This window comes from Gracilibacillus phocaeensis (genome assembly GCF_900626275.1).
GTDB lineage: Bacteria > Bacillota > Bacilli > Bacillales > Amphibacillaceae > Gracilibacillus > Gracilibacillus timonensis.
Map to the genome: position 1 here is coordinate 1,108,462 of NZ_LR131145.1, position 20,707 is coordinate 1,129,168.

The 20,707-nt window shown below is 36.8% G+C and carries 18 protein-coding genes and 5 pseudogenes; 7 read left to right on the plus strand and 16 right to left on the minus strand.

The window, feature by feature from the left end:
• Positions 1–423 precede the first annotated feature (423 nt).
• A pseudogene (locus E0E32_RS21315) lies at positions 424–1,661 on the plus strand (IS110 family RNA-guided transposase).
• 153 nt (positions 1,662–1,814) lie between these two features.
• On the opposite strand, the gene E0E32_RS21320 reads toward E0E32_RS21315, so the two are convergent.
• From E0E32_RS21320 to E0E32_RS21355, 8 genes and pseudogenes are all read right to left on the minus strand, one after another.
• Complete coding sequence (locus E0E32_RS21320; RefSeq protein WP_077706733.1) at positions 1,815–2,210, minus strand: hypothetical protein; 396 nt, start codon at positions 2,208–2,210, stop codon at positions 1,815–1,817.
• 433 nt (positions 2,211–2,643) lie between these two features.
• The gene (locus E0E32_RS21325) at positions 2,644–3,351 is read right to left on the minus strand and encodes a Crp/Fnr family transcriptional regulator (protein WP_130860822.1); all 708 of its coding nucleotides are present in this window, start codon (positions 3,349–3,351) and stop codon (positions 2,644–2,646) included.
• Positions 3,352–3,415: 64 nt separating this feature from the next.
• Complete coding sequence (locus E0E32_RS21330) at positions 3,416–3,649, minus strand: heavy-metal-associated domain-containing protein (protein ID WP_066189344.1); 234 nt, start codon at positions 3,647–3,649, stop codon at positions 3,416–3,418.
• A gap of 66 nt (positions 3,650–3,715) precedes the next feature.
• Positions 3,716–4,015, minus strand: coding sequence for an iron-sulfur cluster repair di-iron protein, ric (locus E0E32_RS21335; protein WP_066189342.1), 300 nt, complete (start codon positions 4,013–4,015; stop codon positions 3,716–3,718).
• Positions 4,016–4,062: 47 nt separating this feature from the next.
• A complete protein-coding gene (locus E0E32_RS21340; protein WP_066189340.1) occupies positions 4,063–4,296 on the minus strand; it encodes a heavy-metal-associated domain-containing protein in 234 nt (77 codons plus the stop codon).
• Positions 4,297–4,489: 193 nt separating this feature from the next.
• Complete coding sequence (locus tag E0E32_RS21345; RefSeq protein ID WP_066189335.1) at positions 4,490–6,343, minus strand: heavy metal translocating P-type ATPase; 1,854 nt, start codon at positions 6,341–6,343, stop codon at positions 4,490–4,492.
• Between the two features lie 380 nt (positions 6,344–6,723).
• Positions 6,724–7,701: pseudogene (gene ltrA, locus E0E32_RS21350) on the minus strand (group II intron reverse transcriptase/maturase); the annotation flags it as partial.
• A gap of 122 nt (positions 7,702–7,823) precedes the next feature.
• Positions 7,824–8,483 (minus strand): annotated as a pseudogene (locus tag E0E32_RS21355) (tyrosine-type recombinase/integrase); the annotation flags it as partial.
• 157 nt (positions 8,484–8,640) lie between these two features.
• Between E0E32_RS21355 and E0E32_RS22765 the strand changes: the two are divergent.
• Complete coding sequence (locus E0E32_RS22765) at positions 8,641–8,796, plus strand: zincin-like metallopeptidase domain-containing protein (RefSeq protein ID WP_286172023.1); 156 nt, start codon at positions 8,641–8,643, stop codon at positions 8,794–8,796.
• Complete coding sequence (locus tag E0E32_RS22770; protein WP_286172036.1) at positions 8,796–8,981, plus strand: zincin-like metallopeptidase domain-containing protein; 186 nt, start codon at positions 8,796–8,798, stop codon at positions 8,979–8,981. The genes E0E32_RS22765 and E0E32_RS22770 overlap by 1 nt, the downstream gene beginning before the upstream one ends.
• 138 nt (positions 8,982–9,119) lie before the next feature.
• Here E0E32_RS22770 and E0E32_RS21365 read toward each other — a convergent pair whose 3' ends face one another.
• Positions 9,120–9,449 carry a hypothetical protein gene (locus E0E32_RS21365; RefSeq protein WP_130860825.1) on the minus strand — a complete coding sequence of 110 codons (330 nt, stop codon included), beginning with the start codon at positions 9,447–9,449 and terminating at the stop codon, positions 9,120–9,122.
• A gap of 983 nt (positions 9,450–10,432) precedes the next feature.
• Between E0E32_RS21365 and E0E32_RS21370 the strand changes: the two genes are divergently transcribed.
• Together E0E32_RS21370 and E0E32_RS21375 are read left to right on the plus strand one after the other, a co-directional pair.
• Positions 10,433–10,708, plus strand: coding sequence for a hypothetical protein (locus E0E32_RS21370; protein WP_130860827.1), 276 nt, complete (start codon positions 10,433–10,435; stop codon positions 10,706–10,708).
• Between the two features lie 76 nt (positions 10,709–10,784).
• On the plus strand, positions 10,785–11,069 hold the full coding sequence (locus E0E32_RS21375; RefSeq protein ID WP_130860929.1) for a spore coat protein: 285 nt from the start codon (positions 10,785–10,787) through the stop codon (positions 11,067–11,069).
• A 156-nt stretch (positions 11,070–11,225) separates the two neighbouring features.
• Here the strand turns inward: E0E32_RS21375 and E0E32_RS21380 are convergent.
• A pseudogene (locus tag E0E32_RS21380) lies at positions 11,226–11,497 on the minus strand (transposase); the annotation flags it as partial.
• Between the two features lie 281 nt (positions 11,498–11,778).
• A pseudogene (locus E0E32_RS22860) lies at positions 11,779–11,916 on the minus strand (tyrosine-type recombinase/integrase); the annotation flags it as partial.
• 129 nt (positions 11,917–12,045) lie between these two features.
• On the opposite strand from E0E32_RS22860, the gene E0E32_RS21390 reads away from it, so the two are divergent.
• Both E0E32_RS21390 and E0E32_RS21395 read left to right on the plus strand, forming a co-directional pair.
• Positions 12,046–12,225, plus strand: coding sequence for a hypothetical protein (locus tag E0E32_RS21390; RefSeq protein ID WP_130860831.1), 180 nt, complete (start codon positions 12,046–12,048; stop codon positions 12,223–12,225).
• Positions 12,226–12,348: 123 nt separating this feature from the next.
• Positions 12,349–12,783: a cell wall hydrolase gene (locus tag E0E32_RS21395; RefSeq protein ID WP_130860833.1), complete on the plus strand. Its 435-nt coding sequence runs from the start codon at positions 12,349–12,351 to the stop codon at positions 12,781–12,783.
• A gap of 386 nt (positions 12,784–13,169) precedes the next feature.
• On the opposite strand, the gene E0E32_RS21400 is transcribed toward E0E32_RS21395, so the two are convergent.
• From E0E32_RS21400 to E0E32_RS21425, 5 genes are all read right to left on the minus strand, one after another.
• Complete coding sequence (locus tag E0E32_RS21400; RefSeq protein ID WP_130860834.1) at positions 13,170–14,255, minus strand: Ger(x)C family spore germination protein; 1,086 nt, start codon at positions 14,253–14,255, stop codon at positions 13,170–13,172.
• Positions 14,252–15,364: a GerAB/ArcD/ProY family transporter gene (locus E0E32_RS21405; protein WP_165445122.1), complete on the minus strand. Its 1,113-nt coding sequence runs from the start codon at positions 15,362–15,364 to the stop codon at positions 14,252–14,254. The genes E0E32_RS21400 and E0E32_RS21405 overlap by 4 nt, the downstream gene beginning before the upstream one ends.
• Positions 15,357–16,850 (minus strand): spore germination protein, encoded by a 1,494-nt coding sequence (locus E0E32_RS21410; protein WP_130860838.1) that lies wholly within the window; start codon positions 16,848–16,850, stop codon positions 15,357–15,359. Before E0E32_RS21410 ends, E0E32_RS21405 begins: the two co-directional genes overlap by 8 nt.
• 714 nt (positions 16,851–17,564) lie before the next feature.
• Positions 17,565–18,248 carry a DUF421 domain-containing protein gene (locus E0E32_RS21415; protein ID WP_130860840.1) on the minus strand — a complete coding sequence of 228 codons (684 nt, stop codon included), beginning with the start codon at positions 18,246–18,248 and terminating at the stop codon, positions 17,565–17,567.
• Between the two features lie 702 nt (positions 18,249–18,950).
• A complete protein-coding gene (locus E0E32_RS21425; RefSeq protein ID WP_130860841.1) occupies positions 18,951–20,423 on the minus strand; it encodes a phospholipase D-like domain-containing protein in 1,473 nt (490 codons plus the stop codon).
• Positions 20,424–20,707: the final 284 nt, after the last annotated feature.

Here is a 20,707-nt window from a genome sequence, read left to right on the forward strand (position 1 = left end):
ATAGACGGTGCGTTTTCACCGTCTTTTATTTATATAAAACAGAATTTGAACTAACCTGCCCCGTTAGCTAAATAACACCTATCTAAATACTAACATAATATTCCAATGATAAAACTCGAATTTTATAAAGCAAGGTGACCCCATAAGGATCACCTTGCTTAACTCTTGCACCCGTTCGTAATATAAGGTTAGCCAGAATTTACTGGTTGACCTTTTTTTATAAGGTTTTATTATTACGGTAGTCGGGGTAGAACGTCGCACCCGTGGGACTAGATCCCGTCAGCTAAACTGTTCACCCCCTACTTGTATAAACATGTTTCAGGCTGGTTGGGACAACTTGATCCCGTTTAACAAGCGAACCTATGACATTACAAGAAGCCTTAGGGGATACCGACAAATTTATATTCTAGGAGGAGATAGTATATGAATCCAGTAATTGGTCTGGATGTTTCTAAAGGAGAAAGTCAGATTCAAGCATTTTTAGATAAAGGCAAACCTTATCGAAAGAGCTTTAGTATTAAGCATGATATTAAAGGGTTGGGAAATTTACTAGAATTCCTTCATGAAGTTGAAAAATTGGCTAACGGCAACCAGCCTACGGTCGTGTTGGAATCAACTGGTCACTATCATTATCCAGTTACTCAATTTTTGGAAGAACAAAATTACGTTTATATTATTGTTAACCCTCTTATTTCACATCGGGCAAAAAGTTCAAGTCTGCGTAAAGTTAAAACTGATGCAATAAATGCTTATCATCTTTGTGAGCTGTTTTATAAAGAAGAGTTAGAGCCTTATAAAAAGCGAGGTGTTCAACTTTTAAATCTACGCAACCTTACTAGACAACAAGAAAGTATTGCAGAAATATCAGCCAAGACTAAGCTACAGTTACATTCCCTGTTAGATCAGGTTTTCCCTGAATATAGGGGGGTGTTTGGAAGTTTATATTCAAAGGTATCATTGCTTACTTTACTAGCATTCCCAACATCTCAGGCTGTATTAAGTGCAAGTGAGGGGGAAATAGCTGAGAAGATACGTGCACTATGTAAGAGTCGTTCTGAGCTTTGGGCACAAGAAAGGGCCAAAAAATTAAAAGAAGATGCCCTCCGCAACCCATTTCAGAACAACCTGTATCAGAGTAATATCTTTAATCTTGAGATGTTAGTTCATCTTGTACTTCAATACCAAGAGCATCTATCTAAGATTGCGACGAAATAGATGCCCTCGCTAAAGAAGTTGAAGAATATCATCTCCTCCAATCTATTCCTGGAATCGGAGAAAAAATCGCTGCAACGATTATTTCCGAGATTGGAGAGATTAACCGATTTGATAGTGCCAAAAAGCTCGTTGCATTCGCTGGTGTGGATCCGAGTGTTTACTCTTCTGGTAAGTTTACAGCATCAGTAAATCGAATCACTAAACGAGGCTCGAATAGACTACGGCACGCTTTATATATGGCTGTTCAAAGTGGCATTCGTGATTCTCGTAAAAAGAAAACAACCGATGAAATCATAGCACGCAATAAGAGACTAAGAGAGTTTTATGATAAGAAACGTGAAGAAGGTAAACCCTTTAGAGTTGCCGTTATTGCATGCGTTAATAAGCTCTTACATTGGATTTACGCCTTACTAAAAAACAGAACCACATTCCAAGATATAGCATAATACCTATATCTAACTAAATATAACAAAACCTTCCAGTCACTAAGTAGTGGAGGGTTATTTGGCATACGTAATTTTAGTATATCATGAGAGAATTAATTTTTTTAGAGAAAAATATTGACAACTATTAGCTGGTTTAGCACAAATATAAGTGAGTTATCCTTCTCTCAACCCTAAATACCTTATTTCCTTATCATCCACTTTTACTATATAAATGTCGCTATTTTCGACAGGTTCGTATATTTTAGTTCCAACTGTCAGTTTGGTAGCTGTATAATCCTCAAATGCGTCACTATCGTTGGTTTGTTTTTTAATCTCACCAACTTCTTCGCCCAATGTTAATTCCTCTTCATTAACCCATTCAATATCTTCGGCATTAGTATATACAATGCCATTCAAGACAAATATATCTGCATCCTTATTCTCTAATAAAATTTGTTCAGCAGTAGGGTTGCCAATATCGTTTCCCGATTTTTTGGGTGTTGTTTGGTTATTGCAAGCTACCAATACCATTGATAATAATAAAATTAACAATACCTTTCTTTTAAACATCCCAAATCACCCCTTTACAAAATTAGACGGTTGACAAAAGATTTTAGTTTCATCTTATTCAACTCTACTGCCCTTTACATCAATATTGCTTCTTTCGCTAATGCACCCTTTACTTTAAGTACACTAATTCACAATCCAAATTATAATTTTAACATAAATTTCCAATTCCTTAGCTATTTATCAGAGGAATTCGCTAAGTTATTAGGGAGTTGTTCTGCTAAATAATGAAGTTGACACAAATTTATGTCATCTTGGTAAAATAAGTGCCAAATAAGGAGCCATTTTTCTTTCTTTTTTGTAGATAGACATTGTTAAACCAACAAAAATTAGCAATCCATTTTATATGCTAATTGGATTGCTAAAAGGTTTGTTATTTTATGTTTTGTACTATTAAACTTAACCCGTTAGATGATGGCACGCTACTCTCTTATATTTATTCAGTATGAAGTAACAATTGATCTAAATCCATTATTTTAATTTTCTTTTTCGGTAACTGTTTAATCAATCCAAGTTCTTCTAGAGTAGTAAATTTACGGCTGATTGTTTCTGGTGTGGTACCAAGATACGAGGCTAAATCCTTTTTGGACATTGGTAAGATAATCGTTGGACTATTGCCACTTCCCTTTTCAACATTCTCAGCTAAAAAGGATATAATGCGGGTTTCTACATTTTCAATCGCTACTTGTGTGGTTTGTTTTTCAGAATCCTTCAAACGCATCGTTACTTCTGACAGTATTTTTAATGAGATCTGCGGATATTCCACCAAATACTCTTGTAAATCCTCTCGTTTAATTAAACAAATGGATGTATTTTGTAGTGCTTCCGCATAGTTCTCATGAATACTTCCAGGTTGGAAAATGGCGACTTCACCTGTAAAATCACCGGGATTTAAAATGCGAACAAGTTGTTCTTTTCCAGAATCCGATAAGCGGTAAATCCGAGCCTTACCTGAATTGATAATATATAAGGTATCACCTTTCTCACCTGCACGGAATAACATTTCCCCTTTTTGTAGATGAAGTGTCTTGGCAGATTCCGCAATCAAATCCATTTGTGAGTCTTCCAGATGGTTGAAAATGGGAACAATACGAATACATTCTGCATGTCCATGTTGGTGATGACAACATTGGTTTTGTTCCAAAATAACCTCTCCTTTTTATAAAAAGCCTAAGAGGGCATCTTAGGCTTCCTTTCTATTCACTCGATTAAGCAGGTTTTACCTTTGATTTGACAACAGGATATCCTAAGTCTTCAATTGCCTCTTCGATATCGTTAATAACGACTGCTTCTGAATCAAAATCTACTTTTACTTTACTAGCATTGAACATTACCTTCAAGCTATCTTGATTCACACCGTTTATTCCTTTCACCGCATTTTCAATCTTTTGGAGACAAGATGGGCAAGATAAGGTTTCTAATTGAATCGTTGCTTTTTGCATAAATCATTTCTCCCTTCATTTTTTAACGACCGTAAACCAATTTATTCTTTTGTTTTTGGGTTACTTTTAAGCCTGATATGCTTTGTCTACTTCTGATAACATTTCGTAGGTGCCTGCATATGTTTCACATACATCTCCAGGAATGGCGTAGTTGTCTGTGATTTTTCGTAACTGAGCAAATTCAACATCCAAGTCTGGTTTGTTTGCACCAGCATCTTTTACCTTTTTACTGAGTTTTTCAAATAGTTCACGTACTTCAAAGGCTTCTGGATGGTTCTTACCATGGGCCCGTGTAATCGCAGTAGTGTATAAATCCAATTTTTCAAAATGGTTTGTTATTACTTCGTTAAATGTTTGTTCAGACATTATTATTTCCCTCTTTCTATATATAATTTTTGTTATGTGTGTTTGTCTTAGGCAGATTTTACTTTTGATTTAACAACGGGATATCCTAAGTCTTCAATTGCCTTTTTGATATCGTTAACGGTGATCGTTTCTGAATCAAAATCTACTTTTACTTTACTGGCATTGAATAATACTTTTAAGCTATCTTGATTAACCCCATTTAATCCTTTCACCGCATTTTCAATCTTTTGCATACAAGATGGACAAGATAATGTTTCTAATTGAATAACTGCTTTTTGCATGAATTATTTCTCCTTTCATCTTATCTTTGACTTTTTTATTTTCCCTCTTCTTCTTTACAATTTAAGTATAGCTGAGGTTCAACGAAATGAAATTGACGCAAATCAAGTTTTAAGAAAAAAGTAGGGGAGTATTTTGTTCTTCCTACCTGAATACTTCCCCTTTATCATTCGTCAAGACCGCTTTCTATTAAATTTATCCTCTCAAACGGTATCGAAGCAATCTCATACCATTCAAGATGACTACTAAGATACTTGCTTCGTGAACCAACATCCCGATTGACATATTCATCCATTCACTAAATAGTAGGCTAGCAAGTAAGACTAATACCACACCAACTGCTATGGTGATGTTCTGTTTCATGTTTCTTGAAGTTAATTTTGTTAAGCCTAATGCGTGTGGTAAACGACTAAAGTCAGAATTCATTAAAACGACATCCGATGTTTCAATTGCAACATCTGTTCCACTTCCCATTGCGATTCCGATATCTGCTAAGGCTAATGAAGGACTATCATTCACTCCGTCACCGACAAAGGCAATGAGTTGGCCTTTTGCTTGCATTTTTTCAATATATGCGGATTTTCCTTCTGGAAGCATATGACCGTGTGCTTCTGTTAATCCAAGTTCTCGAGCAACTAAATCTACGGTTCCTTGGTTGTCCCCTGAAAGAACGACTAGGTTTTTGACTCCAAGTTTTTTTAGGTTTTGAAGATCTTTTTTAACACCTGGACGGATTTGATCCCGAATACCCATCAGAACTTTTAATTCTCCGTCAACCGCAGTTAACACAAGAGAATTCCCATTTTTCTCAAAGCGTTCGACGTCTTTTTTAGCTTTTTCGCTTAATTTCACATTTTCTTTTTCCATTAAAGCTACGTTACCAACGGCTATACGATGAACACCTATTTTTGCTACAATTCCGCCACCTTTAACGACTTCGGTTTCTTCAACAGTATAGAAAGTTGTCTCGCCAATATCCTGTAAGACAGCTTTTGCTAGTGGGTGGTCCGATTCGCGCTCCACACTTGCTAAGTATCCTAGAATTTCTTCAGTGTTGTTGCCGTAAAATTCTTTTTCGGCAACTTCAGGGTTTCCTACTGTCAATGTTCCCGTTTTATCAAAAACGATAGTATCTACTCTGCTAAAGTCATTGATAACTTCACTACCTTTTAGGAGGACACCATTACGTGCACCGTTTCCGATACCGGCAACGTTGGATACAGGAACCCCGATAACTAATGCACCTGGACATCCTAAAACAAGAATCGTGATAGCTAGTTCAATATCTTTTGAGAATAGCCAAACAATAAAACCAAGGACTAAAACAGCTGGTGTATAATATTTAGAGAATCGATCAATAAACCGCTCTGCTTCTGATTTGGAATCCTGTGCTTCTTCCACTAATTCGATAATTCTACCAAATGTTGTATCTTCCCCTACACGGTCAGATCGAATTTGAATCGTTCCATTTTCTAAGATTGTTCCCGCAAATACTTCAGAATCGACCCTTTTGCTTACTGGAACAGACTCTCCGGTAATACTTGCTTCATTGATGTGACCTTCACCTGTTAACACGGTTCCATCTACGGGGACTTTTGCACCCGTTTTGACTAATAAAATGTCACCTTCATCTACATCATCGACATCAACTTCTTCAAATTCTCCATTTTCCATTTGCTTTAAAGCACTTTCTGGTGCCAGCTCTGTTAATTCTTTAATGGCAGAACGTGTTTTGTTCAAGGTACGTTGCTCCAAGTAAGAACCAAATAAGAATAAGAAAGTAACGATGGCTGATTCCTCATAATTTTGAATCAATACTGCCCCAATTACTGCAATGGTAACTAAAACATCAATACTGACAACTTTTACTTTTAATGCCTGAAAGGCTTGAATCGCAATTGGTGCTACACCAAGAATAGATGCAATGATGAGCGACCAATTGAAAATGGCCATGTTGTCTAAGGAAAATCGTCCGAAGAATGCAAGTGCAATCAAAATTGCACTGATCAGTGTAATGGAATTCTTTTTACTTAATATATATCTTTGCATGTTGATTCCCTCCAATTTCATTTTCATTTGTATTCCTTGTTGATGACTCTAGTATAGGATGTTTCTATGAAATAAAAATTGATTAGGATCAAGTTCTATTGTAAAAGTGAAAAATTATAAAAGAACAGCAAAACAAATCCAACTGTTTTACTGAATAACTGAATAACTCTTATATATTATCGAACATACAATCAAAAAAAACATTATATTGTACATTCTTTATTCAGCAGGCTTTAGAAAAGCATTATAAACTGCAAATCGAGTAGGAGGGGGTGACTAACCCCCGACCTCTCACACCACCGTACGTACGGTTCCGTATACGGCGGTTTCATTTAGGTCCAACGCATGGTCTGATATCGCTTGGATAGACTCTTCAACCCTTACTCTAACCAATATTGGTTGCCAAGGGCTCTAGACAAGATGGGGCTCTTGGCTATACGCCAATACGCCTTCCTTGAATTTGCCCATTCCCACGCTTTTCCTTTCTTAATTCCAAGTTTCATGAGATTCTTGTATTTTGTTTTGACTTTCTTCCATTCCTTCCAGCGTATCATTCGAAGTCTTCTTCTTATCCAGCCATCTAGAGCTTCAAATATGGTAGGTGTTTCTGCTAGCTGATAATAACCAAGCCAGCCTACTAAATATCGATTTAGCTTTTCGATTCTATCCCTCATATTCATAGATCTCTTTCTGGAGGTTAGTTCTCTGACACGGTGTTTAAACCGTTTGATACTCTCTTTAGAGACCCGAATCTTTGGGTTCACCTTATGGAAAGTGAAAGAAAATCCAAGGAATTTACGTTTCCATGGGCGGTCTACTGCACTTTTCTGTTCATTTACTTTTAACTTTAGTTTTCCTTCGATAAATTCAGTAGTACTTTTCATCACTCGTAAACCAGCTCTCCTGGAACGGACATAGATATTACAGTCATCCGCATAACGGACGAAGCGAAGTCCTCTTTTCTCTAATTCCTTGTCTAGTTCATCTAAAACAATATTAGAAAGTAGTGGACTTAATGGTCCACCTTGAGGTGCTCCTTCCATGTTCGGCTGTACAATCCCACCGTCCATAATACCAGCTTGGAGATATCTGCGAATCAGTTTAAGCACTCTCGCGTCTTTGACTCGTTGGCTCAACGTTCGCATTAATCTGTCGTGATGTACTTTATCAAAGAATTTCTCTAAATCCATATCGATAACCCACCGATAGCCATCTTTGATATAGCTTCTTGCTTCTCTTACTGCGTCGTGACCTCGTCTATTTGGACGAAAACCATAACTGTGCTCTGAGAAGGTTGGGTCATAAATGGTTGTAAGAACCTGTGCGATTGCTTGTTGGATGAATCGGTCTAACACGGTGCAGTTGTATCCGTGTCAATACATGGTTGAAAATAGTTTAACTTTTATTAATAGTACTTGTACTAATTTCACCCAAACATATTCGGGTGAAATAATTTAATTTTAATTTTTGAAAGGTGCTTCTAAAAATATTTCTGATAAAATTCTTGTCTAAGCTTTCCACTTAATTGTGCATAAATACGTGTCGTTTCACTCTTCTCATGTCCTAGAAGACTTTGAATAACATCTAAAGGTGCCCCGTTATTTAATAAATGAGTTGCGTAACTGTGTCTAAGTTGATGAGGATGTATTGTTTTATCAATCCCTGCTCGCTTGGATATTCGCTTTATGACGTATCTCATCTGGGCAATGCTCATTCGGTGAGGAATTCGCTCCGTCACAAATATGGCTTTATCTTGATCTGTTCGCTCTTGAATGTAACGCTTTAACCAAATATCACATCTGATATTAAAATACACTTCTCGCTCCTTATCACCTTTCCCTCTTACAATCGCTGAACGATTCCCCCAATTTATACAATTCTTATTTAATGAAACAATCTCTCCAATTCGACAGCCTGTTGAGAACATAAATTCAAATAAGGCAGCTTTTTCCATTGACGTATAGCAACCTTCCCTTAAATGTTCAATTTCTCTTTCTGTTAAGAACTTTGGGATTCGTTTTCCCACTTTTGGTTCTTTAATCTTGGCAGCTGGATTAGCTGTTATATGTCCTTCTTCATGTAACCAACGGAAATAAGATCGAATAAAACGAACACGGTGTGCAATACTCGAGGGTTTTACTCAAGTAGAAGGATTAGAAACAAAACGAACCTATGAAACGTTCGATCATGACCCTATAGAAAAAGCTGAAAAGATAAAAAAAGATTATTTTAATGGTCCATCTTACAGCTTTCAAAGTGGTCGTGCATATTATGTCCCCTTTGAAGATCGTGTCAATGTGCCACCTAAGAAAGACTTTCAAGAAATTAACGAATATTACAGCACTTTATTTCATGAAATGGTCCACAGCACAGGGAATAAAGATCGACTAGATCGAGAAGGCGTAACGGGAAAAACAGCTTCGGAAGTGAAAATTACAGTAAAGAGGAATTAATCGCAGAATTAGGAGCTTCGATGCTTTGTGGAGTGACCGGAATTGAAAATCACACAATCGATAATAGCGCTTCTTATATTCATTCCTGGTTACGAAAACTTAAAGATGATAAAACCCTGATCGTAAAAGCGGCTCAGAAAGCGCAAAAAGCAAGTGACCATATCTTAGGCGTGGAGTTCTCATAAACCAAAAACAAGCCCCTGCATGGAACATGCAGGGGACAAAGGAGGAATTTAAATGGTACGAAAAACAACCATTTCTTATGTGACATTAGGTAGTTATGAAGGACAGGTTCACCTTCCAAAAGGTTCCTTTTTAAATCATTATTCATCTATATCATCTGTGTCGTTTACATCTTTAGGATCTTCAATTGGTTCTTCTGCATCAGGCACTAAATCAGCTTCATCATCTTTATTTTCATCTACATTATCTGGGTCATTTGCATCTTTAGGATCTTCAATTGGCTCTTCTGTATCAAGGTCCACATCATTTTCATCTATATTATCCGGGTCATTTACATCTTCAGGATCTTCAATTGGTTCTTCTGTATCAGATGGTGGTGGATCATTATCCTCTTCTACATTATTACACCCCATTAACATGATGGCAGATAGAAAAACTGCTGTTAATAGTCTTAACCACTTTAGATTCATTTTTTACCGCCCTTTCTATCGTCATTTTATATTCTAAATTATTTTCTCCGTTTATTATTTTTTTATTCTAATTTTTATTCTACAGGTTATAAGCATTACCCAAGCTAAAAGCCTCCATTAAGTTGTACAATACAATGAGGTGAAGTTTTGGGAGTAGTTAATGCTAGGGAATCAGATATTGCCTCTTTTTAGGAAGATTATTAAGAGCTGAAGGTGATAAAGGGATGTTACTGTTACTAGTCGGGAACGTTGGGATAAACAAAAAAGGATATGATGATAAGTCATATCGTTAATAAAATGAATTTAGAAACTGAATCGTACTATAAGCTTGGAGAGCTTCAAAAAGGGGGTCCTGGATTTAAGATAATAAATTTGCTATTAAAGGGGGAGTTTACCAGTTCCATACGGAAATGCCTAATGCAGCACAGCCGGAGTATTAGGAGGAGGGTTAAACAGACAAATCATATATTACGTCTTAAATCAGCAGCTATCGAACTGGAATATACTATACGTAAAATTACATATTTATAAGAAATTCCAGGAATTATATAATCAAGCCAATTCACATATTGATGTTAGAATAAATTAGACTTAAAAAAGATACTGCTGAAGATATGGAAAGATATTGTTACGGATTTTTCTCTAATGATTGAAGAATTAAAACAAGGAATTGAGATTACAGAAAAGAAAACTATGGAATCACCCACGAGTTATTAGCAATAGGGAAGAAGCTCCATACATTTTTGATGTATATTTGTAAGTTACATTAACGAAGCCAGCAGGAATTTTAGAACACCAGGCCGCTTTACAACCAAAAGAGGTTATGACGGATACAGCAGGGTATAAAGATATTATAAGTGCTAATGATACGTTGAGGGTCACGGGATCTTTAAAACTAGTCTTCATTCCCTGTCGAATATTTTTGACCATTGTGTGGCAATCTAACTACGAGATTAAAACAATGATAACGAGGAGGAAACATAATGCAACAACAGCAGACGGGTATAGATAATCAACAAGCTGTAATGATGGAACCGCCTGAAATAATGTCAACAAAGGATCATCTGTATGTAAAGGATATGCTAAGCTGGAATTTACTTGCGATGAAGAAAATGCATTTTTTTGCTCAACAATGTCAAAATCCGGATGTAAAAGAAGCACTTGAACAAGCTGGACTAATGCACGATCGACACTATCAACAGCTGCTTCAACAAATGCAACAGTATTTAAATCAACCTTCACAAAATATAAGTCAATAAGGAGGAGACTTTAGTGAACAAAAATACTCCAAACGGGATTAAAAATCCTCAAACACCAGTTCCTAAGACGCCACAAATGAACGATAGAGATTTTCTAAACGATGCCTTAACTACGGAAAAATATTTAACGTCCTCTTACTCGATTGCTTTGAAAGAAGCAAGCCATGAATCGTTGTATCGTACAATTGCGTCTGTTTCCCAAGAAACGCAAAACTGTCAGCGCAATCTATATAACTTAATGTTTAAAAACGGCTGGTACGGTATTGTAAAAGAAACTCCACAAAATATTCAAACATCCGTTCAGCAATTTTCTAACTACTTGGAAAGCCAAGATCCTTATAGAGGCAATGTAATGCAATAAGTAGAAAAGCGTAATCTTTACGTTTAATAAAAAAGAAGGCCATTCTATGGAGGCCACTGAAAAACTAACGTTTTAGTTTTATGGTGTCGGAAAAATATAAAGAAAAGGGGTCTGTCCGTTCAGAATTGAACGGACAGGCTCCTTTTTTCCTTGCTTTTATTCCTTTGGTTCGTCCATTAGTTTGATAATTCGTTTCAAGTTCACGGTGAAAATCGACATTGCTCACTGCATTTCCATGCCAACGAGACCCGAGGAAGATGCTACATCATACCCGTGTCTGTGTTTTAGTTCACTATTTTTCGCTTCAATTTTGTAACGTTCTTTGCTTTTTCACGAAAATGAGGACTTTCCTGAAAGACTTGCTGCTCCATATGTTCGGAGGATTTAATTGTGACGGAGTAAGTCTTCGACTTCGCCCCCTCTTTACTTATCACATAGGCTTTTTTATCTGTCATGAGTTTCGTTCGTTCTATACAACATAAATACAATTGTGTTGTATTAAATAGCCATTTTCATCGTTATTAGTGCTCTTATGCAACACAATTTAATCGTTAAGTCACAAATTTAACGCAACATAACTCTTAGCGTACGTTTTCTGCGTTTTGCTGCCTAGATTTGAGCCCTATTGCGGAAGACTTGTTTTCGAGATAATTGTAAGTTTGATATCTACCATAGGCTATTTAGCTTATTAAGAGTTAATTAACATCTCCTATAGCCATATGTAACCTGTATACCTTAAGTTGTGAGCATAGACCATTGTTGTATTAATGTTTGCGTGTCCGAGCATGTTCTGTACTTCCTGGAGTCTGGTCCCCTCAATTAATGCCAATGGTGCTACTGTGGGTCGTAAGCAGTGTAAAGAATGACAGGACTTAGCCCTTTAAGATCCTTAGACCGACAGAATCCTAAACCTACGAGTGGAAAAGCCCTGTCATTAACTGGTACATACCTTGTCACTTAGTAGTAAATAAAATCTATGTCAACGCTGGTATATTTAAGTGGCAGAAGGGGGATTGGCCAGATTGTGGATACTGAAACCATTTTTCCTATTATCGGAACGGTAGTGGTATTAATCAACACTAACGAAACGATCGTTGATACCGCGATTACAGATGAAGAAGGAATACCGGTTCGAAGATGTGGCAGGCGTTTTTAATGATGATGACTCCAGGACTCAGTTCAGTATTTATTGCCATTAATTAAGGCCTATATCTTGATATCAAGTCTTCCGGAGAATGAGGAGGGGAACTTTTTCATACAATATTTTGGAGGTGAAAAAATGCCGAGAATAAAATACACAAGTACCGACGTTGCCTTAATGGCAAGAATGATGAGAGCGGAAGCCGTAGGAGAAGGGAAACAAGGAATGTTGTATGTCGGAAATGTAATTGTTAATCGTGGCGTAGCGGATTGTTTAGATTTTAGAGATGTAAGAACAATTCGACAAGTTATTTTTCAAATACAAGGAGGAAATTATTCTTTTGAAGCTGTCCAAAAAGGTAATGTATTTTATCAAAGAGCGAGATCAGTTGAAAAAAGATTAGCAAAAAAGAATTTGGATTTTTGGAGGCAACACCCGGCGAAATATTCTCTTTGGTATTTCAATCCATATGGTCCATGTCCTCCAACATGGTACGGTCAGCCTTTTGCTGGTCAATATAAAAATCATTGTTATTATGAACCAGCAGCTGGAACATGTCCCAGTGTTTATTAAGTTATTATATCTATCCAAGAAAACAAGTTTATGAAATATTGTACTTAAACTACTGGTCACTTCATAGAAAAAGAATGACAAAAAAGAAAGCAAATCACTTAACATTCCTTATAAGCCCGTTTTAGTCATTTTAGGCGGTGTCAAAACTAAATGTTTATAATAAAACGCTTAAAATGTGTCTGAGAGGTTGCGTGTTCCATGTCTGGAGTTATTACTTGGAACACAAAGCAATAGCTGCAAAATATCGTAAATGTTACTATACTGCGAATAAAGAGAGGTTATCCCTTAGAAAAAAGAAATACTAACCAGGATAAAAAAAAGCCAGAAATGAATAAGTAAAGTACACAAAAAAAGCGTCCCAGAAAAATTTATTCCCAGGACATCATTTAGGAAGTAATTCCTGTTTCAATTATTTCTACGTCAATTTTCACGTCTACGGGAACGGTAGGATAAACACCTTCCCATTTTTTTAAATCAAAATTTCCCCTGCGATTTTTCAGCTCATTACCCAAACCCAGGGGATCGATTTTTAATTCCTGGAACCGCTCGATCATTTCGATACATTGAGCTTGTAACGATTTCTCAAAATCCTTTTCCATACTTTTAATTACGGGTCCATTCAGCATTAAATTGATGTTTTGCACTTCATTTATAAATCCTTTAATTTTAATATCCAGCAGGAACTTAGGATGTTCTATCCCATCTATGACATGATAAGTCACTCTGGAACCGATGTTCTCCAAAACTATATGTTCTTCCTTGTATTTGATTCCTTTTGTTCCTCTATTAAAATCTTGTTTCATAATTTTAAAATTGAATGCTTCCGAATAAGGTAAACTGTGGACCATCTTTGCCCCATCGAAAAAAGCGATTCCATCTATTTCAACTTGACTGTCTGTTCTTTTAATGAGCGGGAGAAAGGGATCCATGCCGTCAGCATAATAAGCATATAAAAACTTATGCAAATTTGTTTCAGGAAAGTTACTTTGATTTATATTTTGTTTAATCAAGCCGGTTATATATTTAGAGGTTGTTTCACTTTCACTGTACTTAGCCTCAATAAGTCCTTGTGTCTCACCTTTTACGACACTGAGTAAAATATTTCGGCCGATTATAGGGTCCCTCCCTAAGAAATCGATCATATTTTTCAGCCCATTCTTAGCAAGCTCTTCATTGAATAAAGAAAGCTCTAATTTACCAATAGATATCGGTTTAGATAACTTTCTTTGAATATTTTCATGGGCCTCTTTCACAGAGTGATCAACAGCAGACTGATATTTTTCAGTAGGTGTTCCACTAGATTCACCCCTTCCGTATTGTGGAACAGCTACTGTAGCTTTCAACCGATCTTCGTCCACAAAATCATACCCTGCAACCCGTATGATAACCCGATCTTCTACACTATATGTTTCGGCACAACCAGTGAGGAACATGATGCCAATTATCACCATTACACTAATATTATTTTTCAATTTGTATCCCTCACTTTATCTCTTGCCTTTTTAAAAAGAAAGAGGACAGGAATATACATTAAGACATAAAATCCTATCATATTTGCAATGTCATTCAGTTCCTTGATTTGTTGGCGCTCGTCCAACATGATTGTAGCCACATAAAGAATGAGACAATAAATCCCCACCATATAGGTTTGCCTTATATTAAACATTCTTTTTGGGATACGGCTTGCCGCCCACAAGGCGAGACATATGTTTGGTATGACTACAAACAGCCAAAGGGCTATACCGATGAACTCAAAACGTTCAACAAAAGGAAATTCTACAATTTTCCAAAGCGATATTGTTGCCCAATTCACTCGATCCAATTGTTTTTCACTGAAATAAATGAAAGCTGTGATAGCACTGATCACATAGATGATAGTGGTAAAAAAAACGCCATAGTGCGCCCATTTCTTAGACTGCTCGGGGTTTTTGATAAAAGGATAAAAGACCAATAATAACTCAAACCCCAGAAAGCCTAAAATGCTCGTTTTAGCTGAACTAAGCAGCTCGACTAAGGTATGGTCGATAATTGGAAATACATTATTTATATCTCCAGCTTGAATAGGAAAAAATTTGAGCCATAGAAGGGGCAGTGCCAACAGGACACTGATCAGACATAGACCGGTGATCAAACGGAAGCCTCCAGCTACCAAATAATAGATCAACAACAGGAAAGCCAATGTGAAAAACCATACGTTTAATTGAGGAAAAACCCATGTTTGGATGACCTCAATAAAGGTTCGAAGCACCGTTAATGTCAATAGCAGTACATATAAACAGAAAATAATGCTTAAAAATCCACCGATATATTTGCCAAACGTCTCTTCATGTATAGATACGATATCACCTTTGCTGTTCTGAAGAATGTTATAAACTATCCAAAGCAGCAGATGAATAGCTGCCCCGGCAATCAAAAGACTGATCCAGGCATCATAACCAGCGTCTCTGGCAATATACGTTTCAAAACTAAGTATTCCTACCCCGAGTTGCATAGCATGAATCAGGAAGAAAACAAAAAACGGGGTAACCAATAGGTTTTCAGGAACATGAAGATCGATCTTGGATTGCCTCTTTTTATTCATCGATATCCCTCTTCTTATTGGCATCAGACGGTTGTAACCGCTCTGATTTTAATGGTCGTGTCTGTATAGGCCGTTGTGTTTGTTTATTGAATGGCAAACGAATGAATGCATCCTTCAAATCTGTGAATCTTAATGGATAAATCGGTGCAAAAAATGGTGTACCTATCGATTGTAGCTTTATTAAATGACCGATAAAGAGTGCCATCACCATGGAAACACCAATCAATCCCCATAATTGCGCCCCAATAATGAATGGAAATCGAACCAGGCGTATCGTGTTACTGATTTGATAGACCGGTGTAGTAAATGACGCCAAAGCGCTTAATGCTACGATGATTAGCAATACATTACTCGTAAGCCCTGCGTCTACGGCGGCGGTTCCAATAACGATACCACCGACGATACCAATTGTTTGGCCGATTTTTGTAGGCAGTCGTGCCCCGGCTTCTCTTAGTAACTCGATGGTGAGCTCTAAAATAATCACTTCGAGTATTGGTGGGAATGGAATATCAGCCCTTGAAGATATGATGGTAGCTAATAATTCTTCTGGAATCATCTCATGGTGATGTGTGAGTATAGCTACATAAAGTGATGTACTTAAAACAGAAAACAATACAGCGAACAATCGGATTAACCGAAAAACTGTAGCCAAATGCCACGGCATAAAGTAGTCATCTGAAGCAGAGAAAAATTCAACAATAGTCGTTGGGCATGTTAGTGCATGAGGAGAACCGTCCACAAGTATGGCTATTTTCCCTTCCACGAGAGCCTCTGTCATTCTGTCTGGCCGTTCTGTATCTAATAATTGAGGAAATGGAGAATTGGAGTTGTCTGCAATCATTTGCGTGATATAAGAGCTATCAATCATTTGATCATAATCAATTTCTTTCAAGCGCTGCATCACTGTATTTATATTTATCTCATTAGCTATCCCGTCTATATAAACCACTGCAACACGGGTGTTTGTCAGTTTACCTATGGATATTTCTTTTACTGTAAGCTCAGGTAATGGAACACGCTTACGTATTAAATTCATGTTCTTATCCAAGGACTCGACAAATGCCTCTTTCGGTCCGACGACACTGAATTCTATTTCAGGAATGCTTACCTTTCGACCTACCTTTGTACTTGCTGGTATAAGAAGTACCTGATTGTCATTCTCTGTCATCTGTATAACGACATAACCTTGTAAAACTTTCTCTTTTATTTTCTCTGCTTGGTCTGTAATAGAAATGTTTTCAACAGTAATGGCTTCTTTTATTTTCTCCAGAGAGTGTAAATCAGCGTTTTTTAAGCCTGGTAAAATAGATTCATTTAATATTTTGGGATCAGCCATAGTTTTGAGATAAGAAATGACACAAGGGGTTGGCCCTGTATGATGATAGACCACAAAGTCCTTTGATTCTTTCAATTTTTCATAAAGGGTTTGTATTGTGCCTGCTTTATTAAGTTGTTGGTTTCTTCCCCTTCTTTCCCATTTTCCCATATGAAATCTCCTTGTAGAGGACTGTTTTCTGTCTTCATTCTTGCCACATGAATTATAAGTTATACCCTTATAGGGCAAGATAGTTTTAGAATTTTATAAATAAAAATGGAGGAGAAAAGAATATATGTTAGTGGCATACTTGAGCCCCTTGATTATTTTAGTATTATTTTTCCTGTCTACTTTCTTTCTAGTTGAACTGGCTGCAAAGCTCTTTCTATACGCTTGCTTGACCTGTCTTGTGTTTCTCCCTATCATTCTGGTGTATATAGAGGAAGTAAAAGAAAACAATAAATAGGCTAGTAAGAACAAAATCGCTAACGCGATTAACTACCCGCCCAGATGAGGGCTATTTATCTGGACCGGTTCCTTTTCAATTATTGTGCCTTGCCTTTTTTCAATAGCAAAGACATTGCTTTGCAAAAACGGCTCTATTCTACCCATTCATTAATGTGTAGCTTGATGGGAATGGGGGAGTGTCAGGAAAATGCGGATTTACAACGTTATGGAAATTCTAATATTAAAAAGCCTAATTTCTCAGCATAAAAATTGAGAAATTAGGCTTTTTTCGTTGTTACATTAAAGCGTCCGATTATGGAAGACCCAAGAGTAACAAACACTCTATCAGACAAATTCTTAACACCCATTCTATGGGAAACGTTCAATTTAGTTTTAAACAGTGAATCTCTTTTAAATCCACATTATATTCACCAAAAATTATTTGGGACTTATATGTATACCTTCACTCTTTCGCCAATCTGCGTAAAGTATATACTTTTCATTTTCATACCCATTAGCAACTAATTTGTTCTGTAACCACTGTTTATCGAAGCCTAGTTCATGTAAATTATCCCATAAAATTTCTCCATCTATTATTAACGATGTTGGGAGATCAACTGGACTTTCTGGAAGATTAAGATCTTGCTTTTCTGGTTTTTGATACTTGGATTTTAATAATGTACTTATTTGTCCATTAGCTTCTAGTATACCGTATTTGACTTCCCGAACTGAAAAAACATGATTTTGTCGAAGCAAACTCAGTACCTGATTTATATCTAGTTTGTTCTTTTTAAGTAACTTTCTATTGATGACACCATTTCGAATGATGATGTTAGGATTGCCTAAAAAGAGAGAACGTGCCGATTTGTTTTTTAGAGTTACAAACTCTATCCCCAACATGAGAAGCGTCCACAATCCAATGGCATATAAAAAATGAAAAGTACTTATCTTATCTTGATAAATGGTGTTTCCTAAAAAATCCCCAAGTACTAATACAAAAACTAAGTGAAACGGGGTTAACTGAGAGATAGATGTTCTGCCTGTTATGATAATAATAAAAAATAAAGCAACAAAACCTACGATAACTTTGATCGTCAGGACGCCAATATTAATTTCTTCCAAGGTGCTTTTCCTCCCATTAAATTATACTTTTTTGAATCCTCTAGATTAATTTTGCTAACATATGAAAGGATACACATTCCATACAGATTAGATGGTGATAAGTATCAAGTTATTTTAGTAGTAGGGAGATACATGAATGAAGATATGTAACTCCACTCTACATAATTAACAAGATTGAATCACTCACAAAAAAGTTCACCAATAAAGGCATATGTTAGTGCCATAATAATCTGCGTAAAATAAAATTTCCATGTTCTAAAATATTGATATAACAACATGTAAGCTACAGGTACCATTGAAAAATCAAAAGGAAAGGCCCTGGTAATAATTGGTAGAGTGCGATGAGGTAATCCAAAAAACTATATTGTGCACCAACTATTTAATAAGGTTGTTATCATCATAATTATGGTATCAAATAATAAAATTTCTAAAATAATGTTTCGTTTAACAGGTTCAACCCATATAACCCAAGGCATAACTAAAAAACTGACTAACATCCACCATTCCCGAGTTAAAAACTCATTTTTAGCCAACCATTTAATTCTAAATAATACAGCATATCTTCTAAAAAACGTATTACTTTAAGATTTTCAAATATATTATCTATTGATATCATCATTAAATTTAAATTAAAAGGAACAGCTATTTTTGAATTCATACTCTTTAAGCAGCCTTTTTGTTATTCCGTTTTATACATTTAACTTATAATAAAGGAGAAAACACACGTGCACTTTGTTCAATCATGCGCTGAGTTATGGAGCGCTGCACCAGATCGTCGACCTTCACCGGCAATGAATCACTAAGATCACGCTCGAATTGACTAGTAAGTTCTTTAACAACATCATCACTGTAAATGACTTCACACGTCTCATAATTCAGCCGGAAGCTTCTCATATCCCAGTTTGCAGCACCAGTAACTGCGATTTCATCATCTATGATCATTTGTTTCGCATGGAGCATACCTTTATCGTACTCGTGAATTTGGACACCTGCCTCTACCAATTCACCATAATATGTTCGTTTGGCAGCCCCGACGATTTTATTTGCTACATGTCGGGGGACGAGTAACCTTACGCGTACACCTCTTGCCACGGCTGTCTTTATCGCCATCAGGATGTCTTCATCTGGAATAAAGAACGGGGTGGTTATATCAACGGTCTGGTTCGCTTGACTTAGGCAAATGAAGTAGGTCGTTCGAACGATTGGCGTAGGAAGACCTGGATTACCTTCCAACGTCTGGACATAAGCTTTGTGCAACGATTCTTTGTTTCGATGTGTGTCCTTTTCACTTTGAAACTCAGTACCCAATTCTGTTAACAAGTTGGGATGTGCTTCCTTGACAGAAGGCACCCTGCTTCGAGAGTTTTTTTCACCCCCGTGTCTTTTCCTTTGTTCGGGTGTTGCCATTCTCCAATGAACGTCGAAAATGGTTTGCAAATCCTCCGAAGCTTCGCCTTTTATACGCAAATGGGTGTCACGCCAGAAACCTACGTTTGGCTTCAATCCTGTATACTCATAGCCGATGTTGATTCCACCTGTAAATGCTTCATCTCCATCAATCGTTACAATCTTGCAATGGTCCCGGTAATTCCAATTCGAAAGGATCCAAGGGAATCGCAAGGGAAAAATCGTCCGGCATTCAATCCCTGCCTCTATCATCCGAATGATTTGACTTCGGGGGAAATTCCAACTCCCAAAACCATCTCTTACAAAACGGACCTTCACACCCGCATACGCCCGTTCCACCAGCACATTCGTTATGCGCCTGCCAATTTGGTCATCCCTGTATATGAAATATTCAAGATCAATCGTGTTTTTGGCGTTCTCTAAGAATTTGATGAGTTTTTCATAGGTTTCAATTCCGTTTATCAGGACTTGGACTCTACCAGAACGAAGCCCATGTACACTGAACTGGTTTAAAGCATTAGCGATGACTAAGGCTGAGCGGCTAAATGAATCAGGAAGTTTGTTCGATACATTCCCATTAGATGTTAGCCTTTTCCGACGAATACCTAGTGGGTTTGTAGTACTGAGATAAAGACCGAAACCAATGATAGGTAAAATGAGACTTAAGGCAAGCCAATTCAAAGCCTTAGCAGGTCGGCGTACCTCACATATCGCTATGATTAACATTAAGATTGTATTGAATAGGTATAGATAAAAAATCCACTCCAACTTAAAATTCCTCCCTTGTTTTTCTCTTATCATTGACTAACTTTGTAGTGAATATACATTTTGGATTGTTACCAAACTAACTGTAGTTTCGAAAAGTTAATCTCTCCCTTATTTTTGAAGGGTATGTTTTCTGAAACAGGCTACTTTCTTGAAGCATCGGACACGTTTGTGGAAGAGCAAAAGCCTAATTCATCGCTGAAAATGCGGAGGGGAGAGTTCCCGCACCAGTTTCTTTGTCCTAAATGAATAAATAATGAAAATGTGCACAAAATGTATGAGAAGAA

Coding starts and splice junctions, on each gene's coding strand:
- E0E32_RS21405 (WP_165445122.1), bottom strand. CDS start 15,364: ATGAATAAAAAGAGGCAATCCAAGATCGATCTTCATGTTCCTGAAAAC.
- E0E32_RS21345 (WP_066189335.1), bottom strand. CDS start 6,343: ATGCAAAGATATATATTAAGTAAAAAGAATTCCATTACACTGATCAGT.
- E0E32_RS21390 (WP_130860831.1), top strand. CDS start 12,046: ATGTCAACGCTGGTATATTTAAGTGGCAGAAGGGGGATTGGCCAGATT.
- E0E32_RS21375 (WP_130860929.1), top strand. CDS start 10,785: ATGAACGATAGAGATTTTCTAAACGATGCCTTAACTACGGAAAAATAT.
- E0E32_RS21365 (WP_130860825.1), bottom strand. CDS start 9,449: ATGAATCTAAAGTGGTTAAGACTATTAACAGCAGTTTTTCTATCTGCC.
- E0E32_RS21410 (WP_130860838.1), bottom strand. CDS start 16,850: ATGGGAAAATGGGAAAGAAGGGGAAGAAACCAACAACTTAATAAAGCA.
- E0E32_RS21330 (WP_066189344.1), bottom strand. CDS start 3,649: ATGCAAAAAGCAACGATTCAATTAGAAACCTTATCTTGCCCATCTTGT.
- E0E32_RS21370 (WP_130860827.1), top strand. CDS start 10,433: ATGCAACAACAGCAGACGGGTATAGATAATCAACAAGCTGTAATGATG.
- E0E32_RS21340 (WP_066189340.1), bottom strand. CDS start 4,296: ATGCAAAAAGCAGTTATTCAATTAGAAACATTATCTTGTCCATCTTGT.
- E0E32_RS21335 (WP_066189342.1), bottom strand. CDS start 4,015: ATGTCTGAACAAACATTTAACGAAGTAATAACAAACCATTTTGAAAAA.
- E0E32_RS21320 (WP_077706733.1), bottom strand. CDS start 2,210: ATGTTTAAAAGAAAGGTATTGTTAATTTTATTATTATCAATGGTATTG.
- E0E32_RS21395 (WP_130860833.1), top strand. CDS start 12,349: ATGCCGAGAATAAAATACACAAGTACCGACGTTGCCTTAATGGCAAGA.